The following is an 11,679-nucleotide window of genomic DNA, read 5'->3' as shown; positions in this document are numbered from 1 at the left end:
GGATGCTTACAGTTCTCAAGCATATCTGGGAGTATAGTGCTTGTTCTTATTGGCATCTTGATGAACAGGGAATGGCTGCTGCCAATGAGATGATAAAGAAGGGATGGCTAATAACTGATGACCATCTATTAAGTAGGGAAGAACGGAAGTATTTTAGCTTTTATACAGATAACGTAGAGTTCACTAATGGCTATGAGTATAGAAATAGGTATGCACATGGTAATACACCTCCTCCAAGCGATGTGAATGCACATACCGAAGCTTATCTTGTGCTTTTGCGGCTCTTTATCATTCTACTTCTAAAAATATACGATGACCTTCATTTGGCTTATAAGCTTTTGGTAAAATGGCTTCCGACGGCACCCAAAATAAAATAACATTTGTTTTCCTCAATTCTTTTGCGTAATTTCGCCGTTGTTTACGGCTTAGCGGCCACAAAAAATTAGTATCACATCATCATTAACATATCACAATGAGCAAATTAGTTGTTAACTCTTACGAAGAGTTTGCCGCCCATTTGGGCGAAGAGCTGGGCGTTTCGCCGTGGCTGGAAATAGACCAAGAGCGCATTAACCTCTTTGCCGATGCCACACTAGACCATCAATGGATACACGTTGACGTGGAGCGCGCCAAGCAAGAGAGCCAGTTTAAGAGCACTATCGCACACGGATACCTTACGCTTTCGTTGCTGCCCCACTTGTGGGAACAGATTATTGAGGTGAACAATATCAAGATGTTGGTGAACTATGGCATGGACAAGATGCGCTTTGGACAGGCCGTGGTGACGGGAAGCCGTGTGCGACTGGCTACTAAACTGCATGCCATCAGCAACATTCGCGGCATCTGCAAAACCGAAATCGAGTTTAAGATTGAAATCGAAGGACAGCGCAAACCGGCACTCGAAGGCATCGCCACCTTCTTATATTATTTCGAATAAAACCTCATAACAGCCCATTCCGTACCCCCGCAAAAAGCCGTTTGCTGGCCTTTCGGAATGCGCTTTCTATTGCATCGCTACACTACCGGTTTTCTTGGGCATGGTTCCAAGCGGCTGGTAGTGCAGCTCCATCAACCTTGTGCTGTTGTTCCAAGCTGCTGATGCCGTACGTATCTGTTGTTGATACGAGGCGTTTTGGTGGCTGGCGGCATAACAAATCGCCCTCTCTTTTGGTTAAAATATGTTAGCGTGCGTAACATCCTTTGCGCCCAATCGTCATTCATTACAGAGACAGAGATGAACAAAATAAGCTTTCGCAATGACATTCTGCCCTTAAAGGACAAACTATACAGGTTGGCGTTGCGCATTACGCTTAATGCTCGCGATGCCGAAGACATTGTGCAAGATACGCTCATCAAGGTTTGGAACCGACGGGAACGCTGGGACGAACTAGACTCTATCGAGGCTTTCAGCCTGACGGTGTGTCGAAATCTGGCGCTAGACAGCATCAAACGGAAAGGACATAACAACCCCTCAATTGAAGATGCACATGCCGATAAGCCCGACTTAACGGCAAATCCTTACGAGGAAATGTTGCATAACGACCGCGTAAAGCTTGTAAGAGACATCATCAATGCCTTACCCGAGAAACAAAAGACGAGCATGCAGCTCCGAGAGTTCGAGGGAAAAAGCTATCGCGAGATTGCCCAGATAATGGAAGTGACCGAAGAACAGGTTAAGATAAACATCTTCAGGGCACGGCAAGCGATAAAACAAAAGTTCAAAAATGCAGATGATTATGGATTATAAATATATCAACCAGCTATTGGAGCGCTATTGGAACTGCGAAACTTCATTAGAAGAAGAAGGTATCCTGCGTGCGTTTTTCAGTCAGAAGGACGTTCCTGCGGAGCTGCGCCAATACCAACCGCTCTTCGCCTACCAGCAAATGGAGGGCAAGGCGAAACATCTGGGTGCCGATTTCGACAGCAAGCTGTTGGCCATAATCCACGAGGAAGAGCCTGTTAAGGTGAAGGCGCGTACCATTACGCTTACCCAACGCCTCATGCCGCTGTTCAAAGCTGCCGCTGTTGTGGCCATCTTCCTCACGTTGGGCAATGCCGCGCAAGAGTCGTTCCAAACGAAACCCACTTCGCCCGCAGGCATGGCAGGATATAATAAGGTGGAGAAAGGGGCGTCCGTTGCCCTGGGCGACTCGGCTATCATCGACACCTTGAAGAAGTCGGGCGAACCCGCCGCCTCGCTCAACATCATTAAATAAGAAATTTTTCTATGCTTTCTCAATAACAATGTTTAGTAAAACAACATCGAAGCTGTGAAGCTTCTTTCTCTCAAATTTTTCATTATACTAACGTAAGGTCAACGGCCGCAGATACCCAAAAGGTGCTGCGGCCTTTACTTTTGGTGGGTGATCAAAGGTGGCGTATTGAGAAAAAGTGAGAAACTTAGGCATGTATAGCCACGCTTTTTACAAAGATATTCGTTACTTTTGCATTTAGCTTATTGGCATACAGTCAACACAATACCATTTTAATTCCCCATTAACAGAATAATATGAAACAACGGAAAATGACCATAAACCTCGTTTGGGCCAACATCTTTGCGGCAATCTTCTGTTTTGCCGTATTGCTGTTAAGCTCGTCTGTCTGGTATTTTGTGTGGGGTTTTCCAACATTTGAAGACTTCCACATACAGTTTCTTCCCAAGCACAACTCCCTTTTAACGTTCTTGAGTGTGTTCGTTGCACTTATGGCAGGCATAGTAGTGCACGAGCTGATACACGGCCTAACGTGGGCATATTTTGCCAAAAAGGGATTTAAGAGCATTCGATTCGGTGTATTTTGGGAGATGCTCACCCCCTATTGCCATTGCTCCGAGCCCTTAACGGTTCGCCAATATTGCATCGGTGCCTTAATGCCTCTCGTGCTTCTAGGCATCATCCCCTTGGTATTGGCTTATCCTTTTAAAAGTATCTTGCTGCTTGGATGGGGTGTCTTATTCGTTTCTGCTGCCGCGGGCGACATCTTGATTGTGTGGAAAATACGCAAAGAACCCGCCGCGAACATGGTGTTGGATCATCCAAAAGAAGCAGGCTGCATGATTTTGGAGGAGGATTATTGAATAAGGTAATAGTTTAAGGCCTGTAAACAGACTACTCAATCTGTTTACAGGCCTAATATCTGCTCATAATATTCATGTGATAGAGCGTGCGTTCAGAAGGAGATTGTACGGGCTACTTCTGAATAGCTAATGTTATACTTCAACCCACCTTATAGCTGCAAAAGTAACAAATAATGCTAAGATAAAGGCTCCTTATCAATATTATTTCACGAAAGATGACGCTTGTTTAGTGCTGAAATAGAAACTAACAGCCAAATTTTCGGCTCGATTTATATGGAAATTGTTTTGAAACGACAAACAATGGGGGGAGCGTAAAAGGCCATTCAGCGGCTATACTAACGTTATTCAAACCATGAATCCGTCTTGGCTTTTAATCTTTCTATAAATTGAGAGGGTTTTGTTTTCTTTGTGATGCCAACACAAGATAAACACTCCGCTTGCATACGAAGTACAGCACAAATCAACTTACTGGCTGATAAACTCACGAACACCCGACAACTTCCGAGTACATCACCCCATCAATTTACCACCCCCTTAACTTATATATTCGCCAACTCACACCCTCATAAACTTATCAGCCTGAAACTTACTAACTCCTCAACTTACAAACTCGCCAACTCACAACCTTATCAACTTGTCAACCCCAAAACTTACAAGTTCATCAACTTACCAACTCACAACCTCACCAACCTTATCAACTTATCAACCCAAAAACTTACTAACTCATCAACTTACAAACTAACAGCCTCACCAATTCCCCAACTCAAAAACTTAAATTGTTGCTTTTTGTTTTACAATGCCACTCTAATTTTCACTCCGTTCTAGCGAAAATATAAGCTAAAAAGTAGGTAAATTGCCACTTTTTTCATCCTCCCCATCCTCTTGTTCTGTCTGTTTTTAAGAACAGAACCTGCATTTTGCACCATTTTGCCTTTCTAGTTTGATCGCAGGCCCGCCATTTTTCAAGTCCAAAAACTCGCTTTTAGCCCCCAAAACACCCCTTTTTAATGATCATTTTGCCCTTTTTTACCATGTTTGTAATGGCTCTAAAGGGTTATATTTATACTTTTGCGGTGGATGTTTATACTTTTCTGCTTGCATTCAGCAGCATTTTACCCTGCATTTACCAGCAAAACACCCTGCATTTTGCACCATTTTACCTTGCGTTTAGCACCAAAACGCACTGCATTTTGCACCAAAACGCACTGCGTTTAGCGGCATATTGCACTACGTTTAGCAGCAAAGCCCAAAAGCGGGTGCGAATGATGGTCTCTTTAAATAAAAATTCATTTTGCTGCATCCGCAGGTTAACCCCTCTTAGCATCAAAACTAACCTTCGCGAGAATCGATTTTTTGCGGCAAGGTGGACCATTGGTGCGCAAAAATGGCACTTTTTGTGTTAAAATTTATGCTGAAAAGTTGACAAGGTTATAAGTTGACAAGTTGACGAGTTAACGAGTTCACAAGATTTCAAGTTGACGAGTTAACAAGTTGATAGGTTAATGAGTTGGCAAAAATCAAGTTAACAAGTTGGTAAGAATTCAAGTTGACGGGCGTGTCGGTTCGTGAGTTTATGAGTTTACGAGTTTGTGCGTTGGGGGAGATTTACGCGTATGTGAGTTGACTGGATTTGCTAATCTGTTTGCTTATGAAAACGAGATGCTGATTAATTATCAAAAACTTATCCTTGGTTCATTGAGATATAATGTCTACTTTTGCAATATGTTAAACTTATAAACATATTTATCATGAAAGGATATATAGATTACCTAATCTCATTAGACGCAGAGTTCCAAAGAGAAATCGAAAGAGACGTATTGAACATTAATGTTCCTTATATGGCAAAGGAGTATAAGGAATGGATGCTTACTAACAACGAGAAAACCAAGAATGTAGCCAATGCCTACATTAGCTATATCAAATCGGCAGATAAACAATTGTTCTCATCTGAAGAAGATTTCTTTGAATTACTACCTCAAAAAATTGTGGCAGGCGACATTAAGGGTGTGTCTTCCTTGTTTGATAAATATCTTGATGTAGTTAATGAATGGTTCGAGTTGGCTAAGAACGAAGATTATGGCTTTTCCCCTAAGCTAGTGAGCGACTGGAGAAGTGCCTTCAGAAACTATCGCCGTTTTATAGAAGAGTGGGTTTTACCTAAATTCAGTGGTAAGAAAAGCAACATACCAGTTATGCAAGGAGCAAATGTCTACAAACAATTGTTTGCAGAAGAAGAGTTCATACATTGGCTAAGGACAACTGATGAGAAAGGAAAAGCAAGTGCTCAAAGCTACATCTCTCGACTAAAAAGATTGAATCGCACGCTGTCTCAGGCTATTTCTGCTAAATCACAAACACTTCAAGGCGGCCTATTCAGCTTAATACCCACATTTCTGAAAGCCCAAAAGGAAGAGCAGGTTCTTGGCCTCTTTACATCACTAGACAAAAAATTGAAATATGCTATTGACAACAACGATTCTCAGTGGATGCCAATTCCTTCTTTAAGAGATGCGCTTAGTGCCTTGCGTAAGTATGGACAATTCATCAATGAAGAGTTTATTAATGGCGACTCAACCGATGAGGAGGATCCTGAAGAAGAAACTACTGGTGTTAGCCTGTTAGGAATTAGTGGTGTAACAAACACTTATGATTACCAAACGATCGAGAATAATTTCCGTTTCAGACTTATTACTCAAAACCGTATGAGTGAAGGTAAGGATGTGTTTTTCCCTATAAGCATCATCAACCGCTTATTTAGATTAAGCAGCAAAGCTATAGCAAAACACGTTGAGCGTAAGGACGATTACAAATGGTTTAATAGGTGGATAGATGATTGCATTGCAGAAATACAAGTAATAACCGACAAAGGTGGCTTTATTTTAGCTAGGCTGAGCGAGAATGATACAATTATCATCAACCCTACAACCAAGGAAGTAACTGTTAAGCTACTGGATAAAACAACTGCCAGGATGCTGACTCCAACAGGAGAAGCTACTGCGCCTACTCGTTTTATGGAAATAAGCCAGCTATGCAAAATCCATATCGACCATACACCGCAGATAAGTGAAGTGCTTACAGAAAACATATCGAATCTGCCTACTATGGTAAGACTGACGGAAATAATACGCGAAGTTGCCAAAGAAAACAACTTATCCATTGCTGTCGCCAACTTTTCGACCATAGCAAACAAGGTAATGAATAGCAAAAAGCATATTGTTGAAATGCTGGAAATGATTCCTACGCTAAAAAATGAGTTGGAATTAATTCGCTCGAAATCAACACTATGCCTAATGGCGGCAACGTATAATTTAAGAAAGAAGAAATAATAATCACCGCGTTAAACATAAGACGCAAAGAGAGCTTACAATTAATATAGAACCCTTTAAACATCTTTATCGCCTATGAATAAAATTGATATAATAAGTATTCTCGAATCTGAGACGTTTAACAAAAAAGGTATAGAGTTAGATTTAAGTAGCAGCACTATAAGTGGCTATGAAAAAACCTGTTTGAAAGACAAGGTTGAACAGATGCATTGTAGTGTTGGTGGGTATAGAAGTAGTAAAAAAGTACTAATGGCGTTAGTGACGGCAGATTTTATTGGGCTGTCTTCGGCTAATAAAATATATCTTTCTACGATAAGAGGAAACAGCTTGGCAGAAGTAAATGAAAAGATTGATGCCGACTCAAAAAAATGGGAAAGCAAAATCATCATTAACTTTATTATCAATGATGAAGACATTTTGAGCGTTATTGACGAGCTATACAATAGAATAGACAGCCTTTCTAGCATCGAGCAAATTAGATGGGGTGCAGCAACGGAAAATGATGTTACTAATAAGTATTGTTTGGAAATAATAAGTTATAGCTGATTGCTAATTTTACAGTAGAAAATATTTCGTGTACTTATAGCCAAGCAGAATTGCTTTTGGAAAATTGCTGTTAGAAGAATGTAACGTATGCACAGCATGGCATTGACAAACCTTTACGCGGAGTAAATATAGGTGTCTTGTTTGTTTACGCGGCATTTATGGCTTTCCAAATCCAATTCTGTTTGACTTTAACTCCGTCATCCCTTTTTAACAAGTTTATCCGTTCATTCCTTTTTCAAGGCACAACCACAGTTTGCCACAGACGGATGGGGCGGAATTGCTGCTTTTGTTGTATCTTAGGTCGGTATATTGTACGTGAATGGGGTGTTTATCTTGGTTTTACTACACAAAGACAAGCAACTCCTCTCAATGATTTGAAATTTAGACCGTAATCAGTTCGTCAGACCGATTACGATTTAATGCACTTGTTACGGTTTCTAACAATTGCTCCTCGTCTAACCTTATGCCACCGCTCACAGCTAAGTAACCATAGTCCACTTTGCCCGCTCATACTTGTTTTCCCCAGCCCCACAACGAAAAAGAGGAGCTGCCTCACGGCAGTTCCTCTTCCATTTAATGTAAATCTTCAACTTTAATTTATGAGTTCTTCGTGGGCCATCTAGGGCTTGAACCTAGGACCTCCAGATTATGAGTCTGTTGCTCTAACCAACTGAGCTAAAAGCCCGAACCACCCACATAGGGGTTGTTTGCAAGTGCAAAGGTAGTAGTTTTGCGCCAAATATCCAAACAATTAAGACAAAAAGACGTAAAAATGAGGTGGGCAACATCAAGTTCAAGCACTTTTATGTATCTTTGCATACTTGGGGAAATGTGCCCCATACACAACTATATAGACGTATCAATGAGTATAGAAACCACATCAGAAAAGTTCGACAACAAAGGACTCACCGACGAACAGGTTGCCAAAAGCCGTGAGCAACACGGATATAACGTGCTGACACCCCCGAAACGAGCCTCGCTTTGGGCACTTTACATAGACAAGTACCGCGACCCCATCATCCAAATCCTACTTGTGGCCGTTGCCGTTTCGCTCGTTTTCTCGTTCATCAACGGCGAGTTTCTCGAAACCATAGGCATATTCTTGGCCATCATCATAGCCACCACCATCGGCTTTTACTTTGAAAGAGATGCCGCAAAGAAGTTCGACGTGCTCACAACCCTTGGCGAAGAGCAGCCCGTAAAGGTGCGCCGAAACGGACAAACTACCACCGTGGCGCGCAAAGACGTGGTGCCTGGCGACCTGATGGTGATTGAAGTGGGCGACGAAATACCTGCCGACGGACTGTTGCTGCAATCGTCTGACTTGCAGATTGACGAGTCTTCGCTCACCGGCGAACCCATCATCAACAAGCACGCAACGCCCGACGTGGCCGAAGAAGAGGCCACTTATCCCACCAATGTGGTGCTACGCTCTACGATGGTGATGAATGGTAGCGGGCTTGCAAGGGTAACAGCCATAGGCGATGGCACGGAGATTGGCAAGGTGGCACGCAAGGCCACCGAACTAACGGCCGTGAAAACGCCCCTCAATCAGCAGCTCGACCACTTGGCCAAGCTTATCAGCAAGGTGGGTTCTGCCGTGGCCGTTACCGCTTTTGCCGTGTTCCTTGCCCACGATGTGTTTACCAATCCCCTTTGGCAAGGCCAAGACTACATGCGCATGGCCGAGGTTGTGTTGCGCTATTTCATGATGGCCGTAACGCTATTGGTGATGACGGTGCCCGAAGGATTGCCGATGGCCGTAACGTTGAGCCTTGCATTGAACATGCGCCGAATGCTTAAAAGCAACAACCTTGTGCGCAAATTGCACGCTTGCGAAACGATGGGGGCCGTCACCGTGATATGTACCGACAAGACGGGAACGCTTACCGAGAACAAAATGCAGGTGGCAGAGATGCGCATCCTCGCACCCGACACGCCACTCGCAGATGCCATTGCGCTGAACACCACGGCCCATCTGGAAACCAAAGGCAACGTTACATCGGGCATAGGAAACCCAACCGAGATTGCCCTGCTGCTGTGGTTAGGGTCTAATGGCCATAATTATCGTGAACTGCGCGCCGTTGGCAAGGTAGAAAACCAACTGCCTTTTTCCACCGAACGCAAGTACATGGCCACCGTTGCCAGCCTAAACGGTCAGCGGTTTCTCTTTGTAAAGGGTGCACCCGAAACTATCATGGGCCTTTGTTCGCTAACCGACGAGGAGCGAAACGACACAACCCACCTGTTGAGAAGTTACCAAAACAAGGCCATGCGCACCTTGGCCTTTGCCTATAAGCCACTGCCCGGCGAGGTGGAAGTTAATTTTGCCGATGCCAATCTCATGCAGGGACTTACCCTTCAAGGTGTAGCAGCCATCAGCGATCCTATTCGTCAGGACGTTCCCGCAGCCGTAAAAGAATGTCTTGATGCAGGTATCGAGGTGAAAATTGTTACCGGCGACACTGCTGCAACAGCCATTGAGATTGCCCGACAGATAGGAATATGGCACAAAGATACGCCCATCGAGGCGCAAATAACGGGTCCCGACTTCGCCGCATTGAGCGATGAGGCCGCCTACGAACGGGTGAAAGTGCTGCGAGTGATGTCGCGTGCGCGGCCCACCGATAAGCAACGACTGGTTAACCTGCTGCAACAACGTGGTGAGGTGGTGACCGTTACGGGCGACGGAACCAACGATGCCCCTGCACTGAACCACGCCCACGTGGGTCTTTCGCTAGGCAGTGGCACCAATGTAGCCAAAGAGGCATCGGACATGACCCTGCTCGACGACTCCTTCCGCTCCATCGAACGCGCCGTGATGTGGGGACGTTCGCTCTACAACAACATACGCCGTTTCCTATTTTTCCAGCTTGTGGTTAACCTCACGGCCTTGCTATTGGTGCTGGGCGGTGCCATTATCGGCACCCAAATGCCGTTAACCGTAACGCAGATACTTTGGGTAAACCTCATTATGGACACCTTTGCGGCTATGGCTTTGGCCTCGTTGCCACCCACACGCGAAGTGATGAGCGAGCGACCGCGCAAGCAAACCGCCCCAATCATTTCTCCACCGATGGCCCGTGGCATCATTTTCTGCGGCTTGTTGTTCTTCGCCATGCTCTTTGCCCTGCTCATTTACTTCCGCAACGAAAGCGGAGGGCAACTCGATACGCACCAACTAACCATCTTCTTCACGGCGTTTGTGATGCTGCAATTCTGGAACTTGTTCAACGCCAAGACGCTCAATTCGCACCATAGCACCTTCCGTCGTCTGTATGCCGACCGCGGATTGCTGCTCGTTCTGCTGCTCATCTTGGCCGGACAATGGCTCATTGTAACCTTCGGCGGTCGCATGTTCCGCACCGTTCCGCTGTCGTTCACAGAGTGGTTGGTTATCATTGGCGCAACGTCTGTCGTGATGTGGGCGGGCGAAGTGTGGCGCAGACTGAAACCCAAAGCCCCATCAACCAACCCCGCCTAACGCCATGCACACATACAACACCCCTCCTTGCGTGGCCACCATCGGCTTTTTCGATGGCGTGCATCTAGGCCATCGCTACCTGATAAGCCATGTTCGGCAGTTGGCTCAGGGGCTGGGCATGCCCTCGATGGTTGTTACCTTTGGCACACATCCGCGCCAAGTGGTGCAAACATCGTTTGTTCCTAAGCTGCTTTCAACGCCCGAAGAGAAACAGAAACTGCTGTGCGAAACGGGCATTGACCATACGATGGTGCTGAATTTCGACCAGAACATGGCCACACTTACGGCGCGCGAGTTTATGCAGCGGGTGCTGAAAGAACGGCTCAACGTGGGCCAACTGGTTATCGGTTACGACAATAAGTTTGGCCATAACCGCGAAGAAGGTTTCGAAGACTATTGCCGATATGGAGAAATGTTGGGCATCCAGGTGGTAGAGGCACCGCAATTTGAACCCGATGGGGTGCACGTCAGCTCGTCGGCCATACGCACTCATCTGCTCGAAGGGCGTGTAAGGCAGGCCAATGCGCTGTTGGGTTACGCCTATTCGCTAGGTGGAAAGGTGGTGCCGGGCTTTCAAGAGGGGCGCAAAATGGGCTTTCCCACGGCCAACCTGCTGGTAGAAAACCCTCAAAAACTGCTCCCTCAAAACGGCGTTTACGCCACATGGGTGGAGGTTGAAGGCTACGAACGCCCACTGATGGGCATGACCAACATCGGCAATCGCCCCACTTTCAACGGAAAGGGTGTAACCATCGAAACCAACATCCTCGACTTCTCGGCCGACATCTACGGCCAAAACATGCGCATCGCATTCGTGGACCGCATTCGGGCCGAAGTGAAATTCGACACGATAGACCAGCTGAAGGCGAAGATGAAAGAAGATGAAGAAGTGGCAAGAAGGCTTGTTCAAAATGGGTGATGGGCTTTACGTCTGCCCCTTGTCAAAAGGAAACAAGGCAAGGATGAGGCTTTTATGCCATTTAAACGGCTGGTAGACAAACATTGATAAATTAAAACAAACACAATATATGGAAAAGAACAACAGGCTTATTCTCAACGTGCTAGGCTACCTTGTGGCATTCATCGCCGTACAGTTTGTGGTTTCGCTCGTGGCTCTCTACCTCGACGACTCGATAAAACACCCACCATCTGCCAGTGCCAAAGCCCTAACGCTGAGCAGTGTAGTGAGCAGTGTAATCCTTATCGCCCTCTTTGTGTGGTGCAAGTGGGCGCCCATATCGCGC

Annotated in this window: 9 protein-coding genes, 1 tRNA gene and 2 pseudogenes; 11 read left to right on the top strand and 1 reads right to left on the bottom strand. The window is 45.5% G+C overall.

From position 1 onward, the window contains the following. From BN93_RS18575 to BN93_RS07165, 8 genes and pseudogenes are all read left to right on the top strand, one after another. A pseudogene (locus BN93_RS18575) lies at positions 1 to 377 on the top strand (hypothetical protein); the annotation flags it as partial. A gap of 95 nt (positions 378 to 472) precedes the next feature. Further along, complete coding sequence (locus BN93_RS07195) at positions 473 to 937, top strand: MaoC family dehydratase (RefSeq protein ID WP_019187664.1); 465 nt, start codon at positions 473 to 475, stop codon at positions 935 to 937. A 297-nt stretch (positions 938 to 1,234) separates the two neighbouring features. Continuing rightward, a complete protein-coding gene (locus BN93_RS07190; RefSeq protein ID WP_019187663.1) occupies positions 1,235 to 1,747 on the top strand; it encodes an RNA polymerase sigma factor in 513 nt (170 codons plus the stop codon). Beyond that, complete coding sequence (locus BN93_RS07185; RefSeq protein WP_019187662.1) at positions 1,737 to 2,219, top strand: hypothetical protein; 483 nt, start codon at positions 1,737 to 1,739, stop codon at positions 2,217 to 2,219. The genes BN93_RS07190 and BN93_RS07185 overlap by 11 nt, the downstream gene beginning before the upstream one ends. Before the next feature lie 293 nt (positions 2,220 to 2,512). Continuing rightward, complete coding sequence (locus BN93_RS07180; RefSeq protein ID WP_044260072.1) at positions 2,513 to 3,079, top strand: DUF3267 domain-containing protein; 567 nt, start codon at positions 2,513 to 2,515, stop codon at positions 3,077 to 3,079. A 1,007-nt stretch (positions 3,080 to 4,086) separates the two neighbouring features. Further along, the gene (locus BN93_RS07175) at positions 4,087 to 4,482 is read left to right on the top strand and encodes a hypothetical protein (protein WP_019187660.1); all 396 of its coding nucleotides are present in this window, start codon (positions 4,087 to 4,089) and stop codon (positions 4,480 to 4,482) included. A gap of 345 nt (positions 4,483 to 4,827) precedes the next feature. After that, positions 4,828 to 6,405, top strand: coding sequence for a hypothetical protein (locus tag BN93_RS07170; protein WP_019187659.1), 1,578 nt, complete (start codon positions 4,828 to 4,830; stop codon positions 6,403 to 6,405). A gap of 75 nt (positions 6,406 to 6,480) precedes the next feature. Next, the gene (locus BN93_RS07165; RefSeq protein WP_019187658.1) at positions 6,481 to 6,951 is read left to right on the top strand and encodes a hypothetical protein; all 471 of its coding nucleotides are present in this window, start codon (positions 6,481 to 6,483) and stop codon (positions 6,949 to 6,951) included. A 611-nt stretch (positions 6,952 to 7,562) separates the two neighbouring features. Here the strand turns inward: BN93_RS07165 and BN93_RS07160 are convergent. Beyond that, a tRNA-Ile gene (locus tag BN93_RS07160) sits at positions 7,563 to 7,636 on the bottom strand. A 177-nt stretch (positions 7,637 to 7,813) separates the two neighbouring features. Here BN93_RS07160 and BN93_RS07155 point away from each other — a divergent pair. The 3 genes and pseudogenes from BN93_RS07155 to BN93_RS07145 form a co-directional block, all read left to right on the top strand. After that, positions 7,814 to 10,435: a calcium-translocating P-type ATPase, PMCA-type gene (locus BN93_RS07155; RefSeq protein WP_044260166.1), complete on the top strand. Its 2,622-nt coding sequence runs from the start codon at positions 7,814 to 7,816 to the stop codon at positions 10,433 to 10,435. A 4-nt stretch (positions 10,436 to 10,439) separates the two neighbouring features. Next, positions 10,440 to 11,354 carry a bifunctional riboflavin kinase/FAD synthetase gene (locus BN93_RS07150; protein ID WP_019187656.1) on the top strand — a complete coding sequence of 305 codons (915 nt, stop codon included), beginning with the start codon at positions 10,440 to 10,442 and terminating at the stop codon, positions 11,352 to 11,354. Between the two features lie 109 nt (positions 11,355 to 11,463). After that, positions 11,464 to 11,679, top strand: a pseudogene (locus BN93_RS07145) (CPBP family intramembrane glutamic endopeptidase); the annotation flags it as partial.

It is taken from the genome of Prevotella conceptionensis 9403948 (genome assembly GCF_000312305.1).
GTDB classification, from domain to species: Bacteria; Bacteroidota; Bacteroidia; order Bacteroidales; family Bacteroidaceae; genus Prevotella; species Prevotella conceptionensis.
The sequence above is the reverse complement of the archived record's forward strand: the minus strand, read 5'-3'. Positions and strand labels throughout refer to the sequence as shown.